The sequence below is a fragment of the Endobacterium panacihumi genome (assembly GCF_050847465.1).
Taxonomy (GTDB): domain Bacteria; phylum Pseudomonadota; class Alphaproteobacteria; order Rhizobiales; family Rhizobiaceae; genus Neorhizobium; species Neorhizobium panacihumi.
In genome coordinates, this window is the sequence record NZ_JBOZRA010000003.1 from 515,460 (window position 1) to 533,342 (window position 17,883).

Here is a 17,883-nt window from a genome sequence, read left to right on the forward strand (position 1 = left end):
AGATGAGATGTGTTGGACGCGATGTCACGTTTCGCCAGGATAGGGGTTCTTGACCGTCAGTTTCGCTAAATGAACCGTGTTGCGGGCCAGCATGTTCACGGCAGTGGTGACAGCCTCGGGGACCTTTTCAAGGTCGACAAAATTCGTGTATCCCATGGCCTCGCCGACCCAGTAGGCCACAGCGTTCGGCGCAATGGTAAAACCGACATCGTTCAAGGCCTGGTAGATTTCGGCTGAGACATGATGGGTACCGTCCTCGTTACCGACGACGGCGACGGCCGCGACCCGGCCGTAGGATACCATCCTGCCCTGCTCGTCCGTTTCCTCGAGAAAAGCATCCATTCGCTCGAGCGCGCGCTTCGAAACGCTGCTCGGTTGGCCCAGCCAGACCGGTGTGCCGAGAATGAGGATGTTGGCGTCCAGGATCTTCTGCCGAATAGACGGCCAGTCGTCTCCCTCCCCTTCGTCGGAGGTGACGCCCGGCTTTATGTTGAAGTCGGCAAGACGGATGGTCTCGGTATCGACGCGGTCCTTCGCCATGGCTTCCGCTATCAGCGAAAGCATGCGGTCCGTCGACGACGGCTCGCCTCCAGACGCCTTCAGTGTGGCATTGAGCGCAATCGCTTTCAGTCCCATCGAAGAGCTCCTTCCATGTTTGTGGTGTAATGCGTAACCTTACAATGCGCGGCAAGTTCCTTATCGATTGAAGGAGGCCAGCCCGTCGGCAGGTTACGGATGATTTCCGCCTATTTTGACTGCGGGATGATGTTGATCATTTCATCTTCTGCGGGCTGTTTGGCAGGCTTCAGTTTCAGCGTCTGGTCAGCATCCACACGACGGCTTCGGGATGCCGGAGGAAGAGTTACTGTCTCTCCGGTTCGCAGGGACGTTTCGACCGCGGCCAGCACCCGCATGTCCATCAGCCCCTCTTCGCCACTGGCTTCGGGTTCGCGATCGTTGAGGATGCAGTCAGAGAAGTATTGCGTTTCATTTCCGAACTGCTCGACCGGCTCGAACGCGTGCTGTTTTTCGCCCTCATCGGTGATCTCCTTGTAGGCGATGCCGACGGACGGTCCGAACATGAAGCAGGGAGAGGCTTCGATCGTTGCCCTGGTGCCGACCAAGGAGAAGTTCTCAGCCGACGCGGTCGCGTAGCTCACCGTAAACTGGGCCGTGCGTTCCTCCGGGAACAGCAATGTCACGGCAACCGTGTCGTCGAAGTTGAAGCCGCGGTCCTTGGTCTTGGTTCCGACCGCGTGCACCGCGATCGGCTCAGCGCCAAAGAGGTTGCGGATGGCATTCAGCGGATATGTGCCCATGTCCGGAACTGGCCCACACCAATAGCCGTTATGGCCACGCGAATTCTCCTCAGCGACGTTCTGCGCGAAAACCGACGTAAACGATCTAAGATCTCCAAAATCGCCGGCTCGGGCGCGTGTGAACAACTCGACATTGCCCGGCTCGTGGTGAAGCCGGTAGGCAATCATCAGTTTGGCGCCGCTCTTTTTCTGCGCGGCGAGGATCTGCTCCGCTTCCTCGACACTGGACGCCATCGGTTTTTCAAGGAGGACATGGATACCTGCTTCAAGAGCGGCGACTGCAAACGGCGTATGCAGGAAATTCGGGGTGGCAACGTAGACGGCGTCGATATCACCGGACTTCAAGAGCTCGTCATACTGCTCGTAGGACCAGGATTTGATCCCATATTGGCCGGCTAGCTTGTCGGCTTTGATTGGATCGCCGGTGACCAATGCGGCCAGCTCGGAGTTGTCGGTCTGTGCGATACCCGGCATGAAGGCTTGCTGGGAGATTTGACCTCCGGCGACGACGGCGTAACGGATCTTCTTTTCGGGTGTCGGCATTGTGCTCTCGGATATTGCTTATCTGGGGGAGCAATGCTGCCGGCTGCTGCATTGCACATGAGGAATGCAGCAGCCTGTCCGATGTTCCGACATTCACGTGGTCAGCCAGAACGTCCTACGCCACACATCTGCCTACGAGACCGGTATGATGCTGACCGCACCATCAGCTTCGAGTACGGCTGACTTGATCTGGTCTAAACGCTCAAGCCCCTGGTTCTGGCGCGCTGCCGTCAACACGTCATCAAGGCTTACGCGCGCGCGATGGAATGCACGAAAATCCACCTCGCCATCGGAGATGAGAACGGTCGGAGCACCGTCCATATATCTGGCGGCGCCAGGCGCCCATTGTTTGAAGAAGGACAGGCCGATGTCGATGCCGAACAGAACGATCATGAGGACGACGGCATTGGTGATCGAGAAATCGTCTCCCAGTAGAGCTTGCTGCGTCGTTTCCGATACAACCAACAGCAAAACCAGGTCGAACGGGGTCATCTGGGCAACAGTGCGGCGGCCGGACAAACGCAAAATGACGAGAAGAATGAAGTAGATCGATGCGCCGCGGATAACCGTTTCCATGGTGGTGGCCTCAAGGTAAGACGTAAGTCGTGAGAACGGTCGATTCATCCCCATCGACCGCTATGCTGAATCCGTTGCGGCCGACCGATTGTGCCCGGATATGCATGGTCACCAGGCCACCTTTTGAGTCAGGGTTCCTGAATATCAAAATCTGGCCACGATCGCTGATTTTGGTTTCGCTCGGGTTCGGTTGAACATCTTCGAGCTGAAAGGCTTTCGCGAACTCGGGCGCGAGCATCACCGTTCGCTCGGTGACGCCGTCTCTCGGCCTGAAGGCTATTTGCAATTCGTCTGCAGTCTCCCATCGCGCCACGCGAGGATACGAGATTACCGCGTTGCCGCTTTCTGCCGACGCGGTCGCAAGCGGCCCCCCTGCCCCAGTCAATCCAAGAACGGCACTGATCGTAACAATCGCGAAGACGACCCAGGCTACACGTTCAAGCTTCCAGAAGCGCTCCTGAAAGCGGCGATGTTCGTCAAGTTGCAGTCCATCAGGCCGAAGTCGCGGTTCATCCATCGAGTTTCTCCCTGCTGCGCAATTCAATTAGCGCCCTCCATCTAATCATCCAGATGGAGACGATGGAACATCCTGGGCTGCTCGGTCTTCTTCTCACGAGAAACCAATGGAGATCTGATATGAGCGCTCGTCCCAACAGTTTGCGTAATCTGGTCGTGGTGGTTGTTGGTGCCTCCAGTGGCTTCGGTCGGGGTGCAGCCATCAAACTGGCCGCGGAAGGTGCGTCTGTGGTTATCGCCGCACGGCGTAAACCTATGCTCGATGAGATGGTCTCTGAGATCGAGAGCGGAGGCGGGAGCGCCCTTGCGGTAGAGGCAGATGTCTCTGATCCTGCGCAGGTTGCGGCTATCGCAGAGGCAGCCATCGCTCGGTTCGGAAGCATCGATGTCTGGATTAACAATGTCGGCGTCGGCGCGATCGGATACTTTTGGGATATCCCGATCGAGGATCACGCCCGCCTCGTCGATGTTAATCTGAAAGGTCTGATCTATGGGGCGCATGCTGCCCTTCGCCAGTTCGCTGAACAGGGATATGGCACCCTGATCAACACTGGCTCGATCGACAGCGAAGTCCCACTCGCCCTTCAAAATACTTACGCGGCGACGAAAGCTGGCGTTCTCAGCTTAAGCCGGTCACTCAATGAAGAACTGCGCTTGGCAGGACTGGAAGACATCAAGGTCGGCACGATCATGCCTTGGGCGGTCGACACGCCGTGGTGGACCCATGCCGCCAACTATACCGGCCACGAGCCACGTATGGCGATGATGGACGATCCTGAAATTGTCGTGGATGCGATCGTAAAAGCATGTCTCAATCCCAAGGAAGAGCGTCCTGTCGGATGGAAGGCGAAAGCCTCCGACATATCCCATCATCTGATGCCGGACCTCACGGAGCGAATGTCGGCAAATGTCGCGAAGAAGGAATCTGACCGGGGCGGCAGATTATCATCCCATAGCGGGGCAATCTTCAGACCGATGCACGATGGCATGAAGATGGATGGGGGGATCAGGGCTCGGATGATGCGTGAGGACAGGAAAGATTAGCAGGGCTCACGTTTTCGGGAACATTCGTGAACTGGTGGAGTTGATCGGCTCCATGCCATCTCAAAGGAGGAGCAACCATGGCCAGCACGAAGACACTCGATGACCTGTTTCTCGACACGCTGAAAGATATCTATTTCGCAGAAAAGCAGATCCTGAAAGCGCTTCCGAAAATGGCGCGGGCCGCGCAATCTGAAGAGGGCAAAGCCGGCTTTCTGCAGCACCGGGACGAGACGCAAGACCAGATCGAGCGTCTCGAGCAGGTCTTTGAACTCCTCGGCAAGGCTGCCCGAGGCAAGACCTGTGAAGCAATTCAGGGCATCATCGCCGAGGGCGAGGAAATTATGGAAGAATTCAAGGGATCGCCAGCCCTTGATGCCGGCCTCATCTCATCCGCGCAAGCCGTTGAGCACTATGAGATCGCACGGTACGGCACTCTGATCGAATGGGCAAACCAGCTCGGCCTTGCTGACGCAATACCGCTCCTCCAGGCAAACCTCGCCGAGGAAGAGGCGACAGACAAGAAGCTGACGCAGCTTGCCAAAGCATCCGCCAATTCAAAGGGTGCCAAAGGCACGTAAGCCTTTTTTATGCTCCACTCAAGGCCGCCCACGGGCGGCCTTTTCTCATTCGATATTCTCAGGAGAGACCAATGGCCAAAACCACAAAGGTGTCCAGGAAGTCAGTCGGCGTTGAGCCGCGCGCGTTGTCCGATACAGTGACCATTCACGACCAGCAACTTCATCGGGGGAATGGTGGCGAGCTGCACCAATTTGCGGAGGATGGGCACGACATACTGACCACCGCGCAAGGCGGCCCCGTTTCGGATGATCAAAACACTCTACGGGTCGGAGCACGCGGTCCCGCATTGGTGGACGATTTCCATTTTCGGGAGAAGATGTTTCATTTCGACCACGAGCGCATCCCTGAACGCGTTGTCCATGCCCGAGGTTACGGCGCGCATGGCTTTTTCGAAACATACCAGTCTCTTGCCAAATATACACGTGCCGACGTGTTCCAGCGCGCCGGTGAGAAAACCCCGGTATTCGTGCGGTTCTCGACCGTCGCCGGCAACAAGGGGTCTGCCGACCTCGCCCGCGATGTCCGCGGTTTTGCGGTAAAGATGTATACTCAGGAAGGAAATTGGGATCTCGTCGGCAACAATATCCCGGTGTTCTTCATCCAGGACGCAATCAAGTTTCCCGACATCATCCATGCAGCGAAACAGGAGCCGGATCGGGCCTTTCCGCAGGCTCAGACTGCCCATGACAACTTCTGGGATTTCATCAGCCTGACGCCCGAAAGCATGAACATGATCATGTGGATCATGTCGGACCGCACGATTCCTCGCTCGTTCCGGTTCATGGAAGGTTTCGGCGTCCACACCTTTCGTTTCGTCAACGCCAAGGACGAGTCCACATTCGTCAAATTCCATTGGAAACCGAAGCTCGGTCTGCAGTCCGTCGCCTGGAACGAGGCCGTCAAGATCAATGGCGCCGATCCTGACTTTCATCGCAGGGATCTCTGGCAGTCGATCCAGTCGGGTAACTTCCCGGAATGGGAGCTTTGCGTTCAGCTCTTCGATCAGGAATTTGCAGACAGCTTCGATTTCGACATACTCGATCCGACGAAGATCATTCCGGAGGAAATCCTCCCGGTCCAGCCAATCGGTCGCCTTGTCCTTGACAGGATGCCCGACAATTTTTTTGCCGAGACCGAACAGGTCGCATTCATGACCCAGAACGTGCCGCCAGGCATCGACTTCAGTAACGATCCGCTGCTGCAGGGCCGGAATTTTTCATATCTCGATACGCAGCTGAAACGATTGGGCGGCCCGAACTTCACGCATCTTCCAATCAATGCGCCGAAGTGTCCCTTCCACAATTTCCAGCAGGACGGCCATATGGCGATGCGCAATCCGGTCGGGAGGACGAACTATCAGCCGAATTCGCGCGGTGAAGGCCCAAGGGAGTCGCCGACGCGCGGATACCGTCACTTCCCATCTGAGGAACAGGGACAAAAGGTCCGTCTTCGCCCAGAAAGCTTCGCGGACCACTATAGTCAGGCCCGGCAGTTCTTCATCAGCCAGACCCCGCCTGAACAGCGGCATATCGCAATGGCTCTCACTTTCGAGCTGAGCAAGGTCGAAAACCCTGTCATTCGTGAACGCATGGTCTCGCACCTGCTGAACGTCGATGAGACCCTTGCGACAACCGTGGCCCAGAAACTTGGTATCCGGTCCATGCCAAAGCCGGCAGATGCGGCTATGCCTACCCGTCAGGACCTCGAGCCTTCGCCTGCTTTGAGCATTGTCGAACGCGGACCCAAGCGTTTTGAAGGGCGCAAACTGGGCATTCTGGTGACGGACGGGGTTGATGCAAAGCTGCTCAAAGGCCTGGTGAACGCAGTCGTTGCCGACAAGGGTGTTGTTGAACTCATCGCACCTAAAGTGGGCGGTGTCGCTGCCTCCGACGGTAAGCTGATCGAAGCCCATCACATGATTGATGGTGGGCCGTCGGTCCTGTTTGATGCCGTCGCACTGCTGACATCACCTGAAGGTATCGAAGATGTAATCAATGAAGCCACGGCCCGGGATTTCGTGGCCGATGCCTTCCAGCACTGCAAGTTCATCGGCTATGACAATTCCGCGCTGCCACTGCTGGAGAAGGCTGGGATCGCTGCCGATCTGGATGAAGGAACCATCGTCCTTCCTGGAGAAGAAGGTGTGGCAGGATTTGTGGCGAGCCTCGGAAAACTCCGCATCTGGGGGCGTGAGCCATCACTCAAGTTGGGCAAGGCCTCAGCACCAGCCACAAAATGAGACCCTCGCTAGGGCGCTTGGCGCGCCCTAGCCGACATCTTTAACGGGACGCGTCGCTAGATGAGAAAACGGGCAACCTAGCCCGGCAGCGACAGACAGATATGCGTTGGCATATAGGATGGTGGAAGGATGGTGGTGTGAGTTGAGAGTGTTGGTACCCCGATGAGGCTACAATGTTTTCAAGCTCAGTTCGACCTCCGCCGCTTCAGGTGGTTAAGGAAAGGAATTCTTCCGTGGTCTTCAGATCCAGTTGAACAGAAAACCTATTTTCCAGCAGGCCAACGGCAGCATCATGTGTCTCGTCAGCGCCGCTACACACAGCGTCGCTTAACAAAATGACGTGCAAACCAAGATCGATCGCACCGAGAACGGTTGCGAGAACGCACACATCCGTTTCCCCACCGGTTACGACAATTGTGTCGACGCTCTGACTGTGCAGGTGAGACAGCAGCCTTCCATCAATCCAGGGGGAATATGTAGTTTTGTCAAAGATGCGCGCGGGCGGCACAAACGACCGCAAGGATGGAGCAAGGTCAAGCCATTCACCTTCGAGGTGTTCGCCGGTCATCATCCACCATTTTCGATAATAGTCGTTCCAGGCCCCAGCGGCGTCATCCCTATGTTTAGGAGGAATGAAACGCGTAAAGATTGTCCGGGCCGCATGATATTGTGACAGCGCTTCGAGCTGAGGTAGGATGTTCGTCATCCAAGGCAGGGTCCAAGGAGTGCTCTCCAGGAACATCCTTTGGGTGTCGACACACAGATGCCTCCAGTTGCCGATGCTGTCCATCGTTACCTCCCTGATCTCAACGAGCCCTGGGGCTGCCTATAAGATCCTTGCCCTGCCGCACGCTCGCCTTATGACGTTAGCGCCTCGCTCGGAGACATTGTTGGGTAACGAACTCCCATTGGGCCGGGCGGAGAGCCTCTGTCTCGTCCATCAGTGCGATGCAGGTACGTCGGACGTGTGAGCCGTTGCGCTTATCGCAATGGCGTTTCTTGACCTCGACCTCGCGCCCGCCACTAAAATTGCAGCCAACATCGGTAGCTACCTGCCCGGCCTGCACCGGGCAGGTAGCTGACACACTTGGATCAAGGCGTGGCTGGGCGGTTCGGGGCAGAAGAACCGGTCTCTTCAGCGATTCTGTCCCGGGCCGTATCGTGAACATCAGATGCCACACTCACGGTCTTCTGATAGACGTCTGCTGCCGCCTCTCCCACTCTGTCGACTGTTTTCGAGACTTCAGCCGATACCGAGTCTTTCAGCCGATCGGAGGTCTCGCCGAGGGCCTCGTCTTCCGTTTGCGTGTGAGGCAGAGCGGCTCCGATAGCCGCGCCGAGGGCAAAAGCAAGCGCTCCGCCGACGAGCGGCTGATCCTTGAAGTGCTTCAGCACGGCTTCATTGAGCTGCGAGCCCATGTCGGTCGCACTGCTGCCTGCATTGGACAGTCGCTGACTAGCATTGCCGGCCTTGTCGGTGATTGATTGCCAGGTATCCGATACCCACCCCGAAGCATCATCGAAAAGGTTTCCAGCCTCGTCTCGGATCTCATGGATTTGGCGACCGGTCGCATCTGCGAAGCCGCGGTACGTTTTTCCACTGGCATCAACGAAATGCCCCGCGCGACGGCCCGTCTTGTCGGTTAGGGCTTTGAAGCGGCCTCCGCTAGCGTCGCTGAAGTGGCTATAACGGGCATCGCCTTCTGCTTCCGGCGGACCAATGCGACGCAGATTGCCGGTGGTGGTGGCGAGAGGATAAGTTTCGTCCGAGCTTTGAGCATAGGAAGCCACGCTGGTCTTCGGTCCCGCCATCAGCCACGCGAGGCTGACACCCATCAGGGCCAGCGGGATCGGATTGTTCTTGACCGCAAAGCCCAGGTTTGAAGCGTATTCGCCGCCGCCGCTCGACTTTACGTAAGCGAGTGCTTCGTCCACGAGTTGACCCGGCGACATTCGTTGTTGAATTGCGTCGAGCCGCTCCTCGATGCGCTGGCGATCCTGTGCTATTTCCTGTTCGATCTCTGCAGATCGCGAGTTGTCTGACGTGTAGGCCATTAGGTTCTATCCTTTACGATCTGGGCGTCGCGCTGCAGCGAGGCGGACGTGCGCTCAAGCTTGAGATTTTCGCCCTTGAGGACTTTCAGTCCGCGCGAAGCGAGGCCCCAGGCAAAAAGTGCGACGGCGACGCCAACAACAACCGACGAAAGCGCATCGGCGTTCGGTTCCGTCATGCCCTGCGAGACGAGCAGCGCAGTGATCCCGTTGACCAGCGCGGCCAACAACACGCCAACCGCACAAATTGCTAAAACGATGCCTGCGGCGAACGCTTCCACACCCGTCAAGGCATGAGACACTTTCTCGGACGCTTCCGTTTTCGCCAGCTCAACTTCCTTGCGGAAAAGGCCGGAGATATCGCCGACCAAGCCGGTGACGAGCTCTGGAAGGGAGCGGTTATCGGTTGAATTAGTCATAGGCGCGGCCCTCCGTGGTGGTGAGGCTGGTGGGTGCAACCGAAGTCGACGGCGCTCTGGATGGAGTAAGTGTCTTGGGGGAGGAAGAGGTACTGCCGTGCTCTCCGCCCGAGTTGGGAGCTGATGAGGTCAAGAAGCGGCTTGCTGCCAAGCCCGCGATGGCCGCTATGCTCAGAAATGCAAGTGGCTGTTTGCGACCGAAGTCTTCAGCCATTCCGGCAATTTCGCTCAAGCTGCGGTCCTCGATCCTCGCAGAGGCATTGCGCAGATTTGTCCCAAGATTACGTGTCAGTTTGCCGATGTCGCGGTTCTCTCCGTTTTCGAGTTCAGCCGCGGCTTTCTCCAGAGCCTGGGCGACGCCGCCGAGTTTGTTCGCCAAAATGTTCTTCTGGTCCGTCGCGGCTTCTTTTGCCTTGTCCGACGCCGCAGTCGCCTCTCGGTGGGCAAAGTCCGTTACCGACTGGATATCTTCGCTTACTTTTTGCTTTAAATCCGCAGCCGTTGAGCCGGACACGTTTTCTCCGTGATCGATCATGACACACTCCCAAGTTTCCGCTTGTTGCTCGAGCAGTCTCAACACGAAGGAAATCCGATTGTTCCTCGAAAACAGCGATAGGGAGGACTGCCGCACACGCGTTTGTGGCCCCGGCGAGCCAAGTGCTGGCTATAGCAAGGCATCGTCATTCAGTTTCTGTCGACACAATGAAACCTTGTCTCGCATTGGTCTCCGTCGGTGCTGATAAGCCGCTCGCATCCCATTGCCGCCATCCTCCTTAACCGCGCGAATGTGATCTCTGCACCATGCTTGCGAACGAGCACCTTACGATCAACTCCATCGGAGCGGCCACATGCGCGGCATTCTATCGTAATGACAGGCACTCTCACCTGCCGAAGTGTCGCGTTGAGATCGAGGACCTTTGGTTCAAGACGTTTCAATGCGGCCTTCCCCTGATTTAACAAACTGTTCGGCCCCCCAATTTTTTCTTTGATCGGTGTATCTCCCACGCGCTCGTCCTAGCGATCTGATTCGAAATGGAAAATCCGCGATCTTGCTAAAATTATGAGACTGTATTCCTATTTTGCACCCGCTTGACTCTTTCCAACTAACGGAACAGATACAGAACATCAAGTGTTCTGGCGACATGACGTCGTCTTAATCTAACCAACGCGAACCGGAAGGGACCCGCGACCGATGTCGGCTGTCCGCGCTCAAGTCCTCGCAGAGTTGCGCGAACGCATTTCTTCGATTGAAGGAGAGGCGGCGAAGAAGGCTGGCTGTCTTCCATTCGGCGTGGCGGAAATCGACGCAACACTTCCCGGCGGCGGCCTAGCCAATGGCGCACTGCACGAGGTCGCGGGCGGCGGCGCGGGAACGGTGGACGGAGCCGCGGCTGCAATGTTTGTAGCGGGGATTGCCGCCAGGACCAAGGGACCGGTGGTCTGGTGTCTGACGCGCCCGGATCTGTTTTTTCCGGCGCTGGCTCAGGCGGGGTTGCATCCAAAGAGAGTTATCTTTGTGGAAAGCGACAGCCAAGAGGACGTTGCCGCCAATATGGAGGAAGCGCTTTCCTATGGCGGTTTGGGGGCGGTCGTCGGGGAGCTTGTGAGGCTGCCGATGGTCGTCAGCAGACGGCTTCAGCTTGTGGCCGAACGATCCGGGACCATTGCTTTGGCAGTCCGGCGATGGCGGCGGCAGACGGAGGCAAACGACTTTGGGCAGCCGACGGCATCCGCCACGCGATGGCGGGTGAGCGTGCTTCCATCGCAAGAGCTCCCGGTTCCCGGGATCGGGCGCCCTCAATGGTTCCTTGAGTTGATGAGCTCGCGTGCAGGCGAGTGTGCTGAGTTTTACGTCGGAGCGTGTGATGACAAGGGTCGTATCCATCTATCTTCCGGATCTGGCCACGGACAGGATCAGGCGGGACGATCCCGCTATTCCGGATGAGCGCCCGATCGCCGTCATTGCCAGTAGTGGAGCCAAGCGCTGGGTGTCTGCCGCAGACAACGCCGCCAGACAAATCGGTGTCAAAGTGGGGATGCCGGCTGCCAAGGCGCAGGCAATTTTTCGCGGACTTATGCTCGTCGATGCGGATCCCACGGCCGATGCCATGGCGCTGGATCGCCTTGGCCTCTGGGCGCTCGGCCACTATTCTCCCATCGTTGCGGTCGATGGCGTCGATGGCCTCGTCCTCGATACGGAAGGCGCCGATCATCTCCAGGGCGGCGAGCAACCGATGATCACCGGCATCGTCAACATGTTTCGGGCCAGAAGGCTCACCGCCAAGGTCGCAATCGCCGACACCTGGGGGGCGGCACATGCCTGCGTACGCGCCATCAAACGGGACACGGTCATCGTGCCGCGCGGCGAGATCGTCCGCGCCGTCGAGAAACTGCCGATTTCCCTGCTGAGGCTTCCGGAAAAGGTGGTGCAGGATTTACGGGTTCTCGGCTTCCAATCGATCGGAGAACTGTCGAATACGCCGAGGGCGCCGCTGGCCCTTCGCTTCGGGCCGGAAGTCGGCCGTCGTCTCGATCAGATGTTCGGGCGCATGAATGAGCCGATCGATCCCATCCGAACCGCCGACCTCGTCGAGGTCTCGCGATCCTTCCAGGAGCCGATAGGTGCGGCCGAGACGATCAACAAATATGTCGGCAGGCTGGTCGTACAGCTCGTTGCCGAGCTCGAGAAGCGCGGGCTTGGTGCCCGACGGACCGACCTCATCGTCCACAAGGTCGACAATACGATCCAGGCGATCCGGGCCGGAACGGCGAAGCCCGCACGCGATATCGCCTGGCTCGCCAAGCTCTTCCGCGACCGTACCGAAAAGATCGAACCCGGTTTCGGCATCGAGAAGCTGACGCTGGTGGCCGTCTCCGCCGAGCCCTTGGCGCAAGAGCAGAAGGTTTCGTCACTCGTGGAGGAAGAAAACAGCGATATCACGCCATTGATTGATGTCTTCGCCAATCGTGGCCAGCGGGTCTACCGGGTCGCTCCTTTCGCCTCCGATGTCCCCGAGCGCAGTGTTCAGCGGGTTTCAGCGGTTGCGGAAGCAATCGAAGAAGGCTGGGTCGGTCATTGGCGACGCCCGGTTCGCCTGTTCAGCCGACCCGAACAAATCCAGGCGATAGCGATGATGCCGGACTATCCGCCCGCCACCATCACCTGGCGCGGCAAACGCCACCGTGTCAAACGCGCCGATGGCCCGGAGCGCATTTTTGGTGAGTGGTGGATGCGGCCAAACGAGCTGGACGCGGTCCGCGATTATTTTGTGATCGAAAACGATGACGGCGAACGCTTTTGGATATTCCGGTCCGGCGACGGCGTGGACCCCGAGACCGGCTCGCATAACTGGTTCATGCACGGGATCTTCGCATGAAATACGCCGAACTCCAGGTGACGACCCATTTCAGCTTCCTGCGAGGGGCATCCTCCGCACAGGAGCTGTTCGCGGCCGCGAAGGAACTTGGCGTCGAGGCACTGGGTGTGGTCGACCGCAATTCACTGGCAGGCATCGTGCGCGCGCTTGAGGCATCACGGGACACAGGCCTTCGTCTCGTCGTCGGATGTCGCCTCGATCTACAGGACGGTATGTCGATCCTCGTCTATCCGATCGACAAGGCAGCCTATTCACGGCTCACCCGGCTCATCACACTCGGCAAAAGCAGGGGCGGCAAGGACAACTGCATCCTCCACCTCGATGATGTCGCGCTTTACGCGGAAGGCATGATCGGCATCCTGGTGCCGGATATCCCGGACGAGATATGCGGCCGCCACCTTCGGAAAATGGCAGACATCTTTGGGAGGCGGGCCTATGTCTCGCTCTGCCTCCGACGGCGGCCGAACGATCAGATGCGGTTGCACGAGCTGTCGAACATGGCGGCGAAGTTCAAGGTTAAGACCGTCGTCACCAACGATGTGCTCTTCCATGAACCGTCCCGCCGGCAGCTTCAGGATATCGTCACCTGCATCCGCGAACGCACCACGATCGACACGCTCGGGTTCGACCGGGAGCGGTTTGCCGACCGTTATCTTAAGCCGCCGGAGGAGATGGAGCGGCTCTTCACCCGGTATCTGGAGGCGCTGGCGCGGACGATGGAAATTGTCGAGCAGTGCCGGTTTTCACTGGAAGAGCTCACCTATGAATATCCCGAGGAAGCGCTGATCGATGGGATGAACGCCCAGCAGTCCTTGGAACAGTGTGTTCGTGACTGTATTCCGATCCGTTACCCCGAAGGTCTTCCCCAAAAGGTGTTGCGCTCCGTCAGGCACGAGCTCGATCTGATCAGGGAAATGGACTACGCGCCGTACTTCCTCACCGTCTACAGCATCGTCCGTTTCGCCCGCAGCCGAGACATCCTCTGTCAAGGCAGGGGATCGGCCGCCAATTCTGCCATTTGCTACATCCTTGGCATAACGTCGATCGATCCAGAGACCAACGACCTGCTGTTCGAGCGTTTCGTCTCCAAGGAACGCAACGAACCGCCGGATATCGACGTCGATTTCGAACATCAACGGCGCGAGGAAGTCATCCAGTGGATCTACAGGACCTATGGCCGCGACCGCGCTGCACTGGTCTGCACCGTCACCCGGTATCGGGCCAAGGGCGCCATCAAGGATGTCGGCAAGGCGATGGGCCTGCCCGAGGATGTCACCAAAGCATTGTCATCGGGCCTCTGGTCGTGGTCGGAAGAGATTACCGAGCGCAATGTCCGCGAGCTGAACCTGAACCCGGATGACTATCGTCTAGTGATGACACTTCGGCTTGCACGCGAGCTGATGGGGGCGCCTCGACATCTCGGTCAGCATGTCGGCGGCTTCGTGCTGACGCGCTCGCGCCTCGATGACCTTGTGCCTATCGAGCCGGCCGCCATGGAAGATCGCCAGGTGATCGAATGGGACAAGGACGATGTCGAGGCGCTGAAAATGATGAAGGTCGACGTGCTGGCACTCGGCATGCTCACCTGCATGCAGAAGGCGTTCGACCTGATCCGGGAGCATAAGGGAGAGGATCTCGATCTCGCCAGGGTCAAGCAGGAGGATAGCGCCACATATGCGATGATCCGCAAGGCCGATACGCTCGGGACGTTCCAGGTCGAGAGCCGGGCGCAAATGTCGATGCTGCCACGGCTCAAACCCCGGACATTCTACGACCTTGTTGTTCAGGTCGCGATCGTCCGGCCCGGGCCGATCCAGGGGGACATGGTTCACCCCTATCTTCGACGCCGCGAGGGCAAGGAGCCAGTCGAATACCCGACGCCCGAGCTCGAAGCCGTGCTCGGCAAGACCTTGGGCGTGCCGCTGTTTCAGGAATCGGCGATGAAGGTCGCCATGGTTTGCGCAGGCTTCACCGCCGGCGAGGCCGACCAGCTGCGCAAGTCGATGGCGACGTTCAAATTTACCGGTGGTGTCTCACGGTTTCAGGCCAAGCTGATCGACGGTATGATCAACAACGGCTATACGCGCGAATTCGCCGAACGGACGTTCAAACAGCTCGAAGGGTTTGGCTCCTACGGCTTTCCAGAAAGCCACGCGGCGTCCTTCGCTCTCATCGCCTACGCATCCTGCTTCATCAAGTGTCACTTTCCGGATGCCTTCGCCGCCGCACTGATGAACTCGCTTCCGATGGGCTTTTATGCCCCGGCGCAAATCATCGGCGATGCCTGCAAGCATGGGGTAGAGGTCCGTCCGATCTCTGTGCAGCATTCGCGATGGGACTGCACACTCGAGGAAATTTCAGGCACTAACCGGCACGCCATCCGACTGGGGATGCGGCAGGTGGCCGGTCTGGCAGTTGCGGATGCGGCGCGGATTGTTGCCGCGCGCATGGAGCGGCCATTCGAAACTGTCGATGATGTCTGGCGACGATCGGACGTGCCGGCCGAGGCGCTCGTCCAGCTTGCCGAAGCCGACGCGTTCCGGCCGGCGTTTGGACTGGAGCGGCGCGATGCCCTATGGGCAATCAAGGCCCTTCGCGATGAGCCGCTTCCGCTGTTCGCCGCCGCCGCGGCTCGGGAGGAGAGGGCCGTGGCCGAGCAACAGGAGCCGGAGGTCACGCTCAGGCAGATGACAGAAGGTCATAACGTCGTCGAGGATTATGCGCATGTCGGGCTGACGCTGAGGGAGCACCCGATATCATTCCTTCGCCGCGACCTTGCCGCGCGCCGGATTATCACCTGCGCAGACGCGATGAACGCGCGGGACAAGAGTTTTGTCTGCGCCGCCGGACTGGTGCTGGTCCGCCAGAAGCCGGGAAGCGCCAAGGGGGTGATGTTCATCACGATCGAAGATGAAACTGGTATTGCCAATATTGTCGTCTGGCCGAGCCTGTTCGAAAAGCGGCGACGGGTCGTGCTTGGGGCGAGCATGATGGCCATCCATGGAAAAATCCAGCGCGAGGGCGAGGTCGTTCATCTGATCGCACGGCAGCTCGAGGATCTGTCCGAAGATCTTGCGGCCCTGTCCGATCGTGACGCCGAGTTCAGGCATCCGACCGGACGCGGCGACGAGTTCGCGCACGGTTCACCCGGGGGTGGAGATGCTCGGGATCGGCCGAGGCCAAACAAGGTTCGCGACATTTTCATACCGGATTTGCATATCGATACGCTGAAGGTGAAGAGCAGGAACTTCCACTGAAACTGGGGCCATGGTCACAGCGGGTTCACCTCGGGCTTTCCGGTAAACCTCGACGAGTTCACATCTCTGGAGACCCGGTGAAATTCCAGCACTCCGTCGAGGTTCTGCTTTTCCACGAGTTCTTTCGCGCGTGCCCCGCTCGTTGATGGATCAAGCCACTCCTTGTAGGCGGCTGGGCCAAGAATGGCGGGCTGCCTGTCGTGCAGCTTCGTCATCGGATCTGCTGCCGGCATTGTGACGATCGTACAGCTTGTGATGCCAAGCTTCTCATTGTGCGCCCAAAGCCCGGCAAAGGAGAAGGGGCTACCGCCCGGTTGATAGATGAGCCATGGGTCCTTTTTGCCGTCATCCTGATTGAAGGTCCATTCGTAGAAGCCGTCGGCCGGGATCAAACACCGCTTCGACTTGAACGCATCGCGAAACGCAGGCGAGGTCCCGATCGTCTCAATGCGGGCATTGAACATGGCGCCCTTCGGGAGCTCCTTTGCCCAGAACGGCACCAACCACCAGCGAGCGGTTTCGGCCATCTGACGCCCCTCAGCATCGTTGTGAACGATCAGAACGTCCTGTGTCGGAGAAATGTTGTAGCGAGCCTGGGTGTTTCGGCCCCGTTCCTGATCCCATTGCAGGTCGTAGAGATCGGCAAAGGCCGGCCATTCGTGTTCAAACGTAAACCGTCCGCACATCTGTTCATCGTCCCCTGAGGATCGAAAGGTCCTGGGCAAGGTCGCGGTTGGCGATCATACCCAGCATCATATGATCGGCCAGCTCCACCATGGCCGAGGCAACCTCTTCAGCATTCCAGCCGGCTTTGATGGCCTCCAAGGCAATATCCGCGAACGCGCTGGCCATCGCTTCCTGGCATTGCAGAAATCGATCGGGATGTCTGTCTGTCGTGGGCGGCGATATGCGTTTCATCCGCAAGACATGTCGTCTGTCAGTCCGCTGTCAAGGCGCAGCCAACAGCAAAACGCCGAGCACCACGAGCGGAACCATCCGGGTGCGGAGAAAGTTGGGCAGACACAAGGGAGATATCGAGAATGACCGACCTGAAAAACCATTCCGAGCAAGACCCTGCAGAAGGTTCGCGCGAGACGATCGAACGTGATCTGCAACGACAGGAAGACCAGGCCAAAGAACGTAAGGCGAAATCTGGCAATGGAACGCCGTCGGGCAGCACTGCGGGTGCAGAAGCGGCCGAGCCGTCGCCAGGCAGCTGAGTGTGCTCGCAGAGGAATAGGGAGTTTAACGTTGAGCGAAATAAACCGATCAAACAAACGGATGATCCGTATTGGAGTGACCGCGGTCATCGTCGCCATCGCGGCGGCCGTGGGAAGTTATCTTATCGGCCCGACGACAGATCCGCGGACAACGTCATCCGTTTCGGCACCCGCGCACGGCGAGCCGGAGAACCTCGCGGCACCAGCTAACCCGGCTGGCGGTTCAAAGCCCTAAGGGGATCGCTTCAGCATCTCGAACCACGCGCGATACGACGTGTTTTTGGCAAGCTTCCGATTGTTGTCCGGTGCGCCGTCTTCCCACCACACGGGTTCGCGCTCTCAGAGCGCCACCTTTGCAGCATCGACACTTTGACGGGCCGCCTTCGTCGCCGACGGATCGGCTCTCGTTTGCTTGACCGCTCGGCGGGAATCCATGAGCTCTGTGACGCGGTTTGCCGTTCATTACCCTTGATGGGCGAATTGTTCACCCTCCAGAGCAGTCTCCGCGCAATCATGTCACGGCCATCTCTGGCGTTTGCGGATAGTCGGCGGTGGGAATTACGTCGTGCTTTTCAATGAATGGTCGGCGATCGACCTTCAGGACCGGCAACACCGAAAGCACTTCAATCCCGCTTCTTGTGATGGCGTCCTGGACCAGGTCCGGATCTCCGTCGATCAACCCTCAAGGGGTCGGCAGCCAAGCTGCCGCCGCTCCGTCTCCGTCTCCGCGGTGATCGCGACC

General features: G+C 58.5%; 17 protein-coding genes. 7 read left to right on the plus strand and 10 right to left on the minus strand.

Annotated elements, in window-relative coordinates; all coding sequences use genetic code 11:
* Nucleotides 1-24: 24 nt before the first annotated feature.
* The 4 genes from ACRQ1B_RS18030 to ACRQ1B_RS18045 form a co-directional block, all read right to left on the minus strand.
* Nucleotides 25-636 (minus strand): flavodoxin family protein, encoded by a 612-nt coding sequence (locus ACRQ1B_RS18030; RefSeq protein WP_432295226.1) that lies wholly within the window; start codon nucleotides 634-636, stop codon nucleotides 25-27.
* Nucleotides 637-746: 110 nt separating this feature from the next.
* A complete protein-coding gene (locus tag ACRQ1B_RS18035) occupies nucleotides 747-1,862 on the minus strand; it encodes a Gfo/Idh/MocA family protein (protein WP_432295228.1) in 1,116 nt (371 codons plus the stop codon).
* A gap of 132 nt (nucleotides 1,863-1,994) precedes the next feature.
* Nucleotides 1,995-2,438 carry a DUF421 domain-containing protein gene (locus ACRQ1B_RS18040; RefSeq protein ID WP_432295229.1) on the minus strand — a complete coding sequence of 148 codons (444 nt, stop codon included), beginning with the start codon at nucleotides 2,436-2,438 and terminating at the stop codon, nucleotides 1,995-1,997.
* A gap of 10 nt (nucleotides 2,439-2,448) precedes the next feature.
* The gene (locus tag ACRQ1B_RS18045) at nucleotides 2,449-2,955 is read right to left on the minus strand and encodes a hypothetical protein (RefSeq protein WP_432295231.1); all 507 of its coding nucleotides are present in this window, start codon (nucleotides 2,953-2,955) and stop codon (nucleotides 2,449-2,451) included.
* Between the two features lie 119 nt (nucleotides 2,956-3,074).
* Between ACRQ1B_RS18045 and ACRQ1B_RS18050 the strand changes: the two genes are divergently transcribed.
* The 3 genes from ACRQ1B_RS18050 (at nucleotide 3,075) to katE (ending at nucleotide 6,816) form a co-directional block, all read left to right on the plus strand.
* Complete coding sequence (locus tag ACRQ1B_RS18050; RefSeq protein WP_432295232.1) at nucleotides 3,075-3,998, plus strand: SDR family NAD(P)-dependent oxidoreductase; 924 nt, start codon at nucleotides 3,075-3,077, stop codon at nucleotides 3,996-3,998.
* Between the two features lie 77 nt (nucleotides 3,999-4,075).
* Entirely contained in the window at nucleotides 4,076-4,576 is a 501-nt protein-coding gene (locus ACRQ1B_RS18055; RefSeq protein WP_432295234.1) for a YciE/YciF ferroxidase family protein, read from the plus strand.
* Nucleotides 4,577-4,647: 71 nt separating this feature from the next.
* Nucleotides 4,648-6,816 carry a catalase gene (gene katE, locus ACRQ1B_RS18060; RefSeq protein ID WP_432295235.1) on the plus strand — a complete coding sequence of 723 codons (2,169 nt, stop codon included), beginning with the start codon at nucleotides 4,648-4,650 and terminating at the stop codon, nucleotides 6,814-6,816.
* Nucleotides 6,817-7,021: 205 nt separating this feature from the next.
* On the opposite strand, the gene ACRQ1B_RS18065 is transcribed toward katE, so the two are convergent.
* The 4 genes from ACRQ1B_RS18065 to ACRQ1B_RS18080 all read right to left on the minus strand — a co-directional run bounded on the left by ACRQ1B_RS18065 (nucleotide 7,022) and on the right by ACRQ1B_RS18080 (nucleotide 9,822).
* Nucleotides 7,022-7,606 (minus strand): cysteine hydrolase family protein, encoded by a 585-nt coding sequence (locus tag ACRQ1B_RS18065; protein ID WP_432295236.1) that lies wholly within the window; start codon nucleotides 7,604-7,606, stop codon nucleotides 7,022-7,024.
* Nucleotides 7,607-7,908: 302 nt separating this feature from the next.
* Nucleotides 7,909-8,871 carry a DUF3618 domain-containing protein gene (locus tag ACRQ1B_RS18070; RefSeq protein WP_432295238.1) on the minus strand — a complete coding sequence of 321 codons (963 nt, stop codon included), beginning with the start codon at nucleotides 8,869-8,871 and terminating at the stop codon, nucleotides 7,909-7,911.
* Nucleotides 8,871-9,287, minus strand: coding sequence for a phage holin family protein (locus tag ACRQ1B_RS18075; protein ID WP_432295239.1), 417 nt, complete (start codon nucleotides 9,285-9,287; stop codon nucleotides 8,871-8,873). The genes ACRQ1B_RS18070 and ACRQ1B_RS18075 overlap by 1 nt, the downstream gene beginning before the upstream one ends.
* Nucleotides 9,280-9,822 (minus strand): nutrient deprivation-induced protein, encoded by a 543-nt coding sequence (locus tag ACRQ1B_RS18080; protein ID WP_432295241.1) that lies wholly within the window; start codon nucleotides 9,820-9,822, stop codon nucleotides 9,280-9,282. Before ACRQ1B_RS18080 ends, ACRQ1B_RS18075 begins: the two co-directional genes overlap by 8 nt.
* 657 nt (nucleotides 9,823-10,479) lie before the next feature.
* Between ACRQ1B_RS18080 and ACRQ1B_RS18085 the strand changes: the two genes are divergently transcribed.
* The 3 genes from ACRQ1B_RS18085 to ACRQ1B_RS18095 are packed head-to-tail and all read left to right on the plus strand — an operon-like array spanning nucleotide 10,480 to nucleotide 15,921.
* The gene (locus ACRQ1B_RS18085; protein ID WP_432295243.1) at nucleotides 10,480-11,232 is read left to right on the plus strand and encodes an ImuA family protein; all 753 of its coding nucleotides are present in this window, start codon (nucleotides 10,480-10,482) and stop codon (nucleotides 11,230-11,232) included.
* The gene (locus ACRQ1B_RS18090; RefSeq protein ID WP_432295245.1) at nucleotides 11,153-12,664 is read left to right on the plus strand and encodes a Y-family DNA polymerase; all 1,512 of its coding nucleotides are present in this window, start codon (nucleotides 11,153-11,155) and stop codon (nucleotides 12,662-12,664) included. Before ACRQ1B_RS18085 ends, ACRQ1B_RS18090 begins: the two co-directional genes overlap by 80 nt.
* Nucleotides 12,661-15,921: an error-prone DNA polymerase gene (locus ACRQ1B_RS18095; RefSeq protein WP_432295247.1), complete on the plus strand. Its 3,261-nt coding sequence runs from the start codon at nucleotides 12,661-12,663 to the stop codon at nucleotides 15,919-15,921. Before ACRQ1B_RS18090 ends, ACRQ1B_RS18095 begins: the two co-directional genes overlap by 4 nt.
* 14 nt (nucleotides 15,922-15,935) lie before the next feature.
* Here the strand turns inward: ACRQ1B_RS18095 and ACRQ1B_RS18100 are convergent, their stop codons facing one another.
* On the minus strand, nucleotides 15,936-16,607 hold the full coding sequence (locus ACRQ1B_RS18100) for an SOS response-associated peptidase (RefSeq protein ID WP_432295249.1): 672 nt from the start codon (nucleotides 16,605-16,607) through the stop codon (nucleotides 15,936-15,938).
* 4 nt (nucleotides 16,608-16,611) lie between these two features.
* On the minus strand, nucleotides 16,612-16,773 hold the full coding sequence (locus ACRQ1B_RS18105) for a hypothetical protein (RefSeq protein WP_432295250.1): 162 nt from the start codon (nucleotides 16,771-16,773) through the stop codon (nucleotides 16,612-16,614).
* Nucleotides 16,774-16,961: 188 nt separating this feature from the next.
* Between ACRQ1B_RS18105 and ACRQ1B_RS18110 the strand changes: the two genes are divergently transcribed.
* The gene (locus ACRQ1B_RS18110) at nucleotides 16,962-17,141 is read left to right on the plus strand and encodes a hypothetical protein (protein WP_432295251.1); all 180 of its coding nucleotides are present in this window, start codon (nucleotides 16,962-16,964) and stop codon (nucleotides 17,139-17,141) included.
* Nucleotides 17,142-17,883: the final 742 nt, after the last annotated feature.

What these genes read in the sequence shown, in the direction of transcription:
- ACRQ1B_RS18095 (WP_432295247.1), top strand. Translation starts at nt 12,661, where the DNA reads ATGAAATACGCCGAACTCCAGGTGACGACCCATTTCAGCTTCCTGCGA.
- ACRQ1B_RS18075 (WP_432295239.1), bottom strand. Translation starts at nt 9,287, where the DNA reads ATGACTAATTCAACCGATAACCGCTCCCTTCCAGAGCTCGTCACCGGC.
- ACRQ1B_RS18040 (WP_432295229.1), bottom strand. Translation starts at nt 2,438, where the DNA reads ATGGAAACGGTTATCCGCGGCGCATCGATCTACTTCATTCTTCTCGTC.
- ACRQ1B_RS18110 (WP_432295251.1), top strand. Translation starts at nt 16,962, where the DNA reads ATGACCGACCTGAAAAACCATTCCGAGCAAGACCCTGCAGAAGGTTCG.
- ACRQ1B_RS18070 (WP_432295238.1), bottom strand. Translation starts at nt 8,871, where the DNA reads ATGGCCTACACGTCAGACAACTCGCGATCTGCAGAGATCGAACAGGAA.
- ACRQ1B_RS18055 (WP_432295234.1), top strand. Translation starts at nt 4,076, where the DNA reads ATGGCCAGCACGAAGACACTCGATGACCTGTTTCTCGACACGCTGAAA.
- ACRQ1B_RS18080 (WP_432295241.1), bottom strand. Translation starts at nt 9,822, where the DNA reads ATGATCGATCACGGAGAAAACGTGTCCGGCTCAACGGCTGCGGATTTA.
- ACRQ1B_RS18065 (WP_432295236.1), bottom strand. Translation starts at nt 7,606, where the DNA reads ATGGACAGCATCGGCAACTGGAGGCATCTGTGTGTCGACACCCAAAGG.
- ACRQ1B_RS18045 (WP_432295231.1), bottom strand. Translation starts at nt 2,955, where the DNA reads ATGGATGAACCGCGACTTCGGCCTGATGGACTGCAACTTGACGAACAT.
- ACRQ1B_RS18030 (WP_432295226.1), bottom strand. Translation starts at nt 636, where the DNA reads ATGGGACTGAAAGCGATTGCGCTCAATGCCACACTGAAGGCGTCTGGA.
- ACRQ1B_RS18050 (WP_432295232.1), top strand. Translation starts at nt 3,075, where the DNA reads ATGAGCGCTCGTCCCAACAGTTTGCGTAATCTGGTCGTGGTGGTTGTT.
- katE (WP_432295235.1), top strand. Translation starts at nt 4,648, where the DNA reads ATGGCCAAAACCACAAAGGTGTCCAGGAAGTCAGTCGGCGTTGAGCCG.
- ACRQ1B_RS18085 (WP_432295243.1), top strand. Translation starts at nt 10,480, where the DNA reads ATGTCGGCTGTCCGCGCTCAAGTCCTCGCAGAGTTGCGCGAACGCATT.
- ACRQ1B_RS18105 (WP_432295250.1), bottom strand. Translation starts at nt 16,773, where the DNA reads ATGGCCAGCGCGTTCGCGGATATTGCCTTGGAGGCCATCAAAGCCGGC.
- ACRQ1B_RS18035 (WP_432295228.1), bottom strand. Translation starts at nt 1,862, where the DNA reads ATGCCGACACCCGAAAAGAAGATCCGTTACGCCGTCGTCGCCGGAGGT.
- ACRQ1B_RS18100 (WP_432295249.1), bottom strand. Translation starts at nt 16,607, where the DNA reads ATGTGCGGACGGTTTACGTTTGAACACGAATGGCCGGCCTTTGCCGAT.
- ACRQ1B_RS18090 (WP_432295245.1), top strand. Translation starts at nt 11,153, where the DNA reads ATGACAAGGGTCGTATCCATCTATCTTCCGGATCTGGCCACGGACAGG.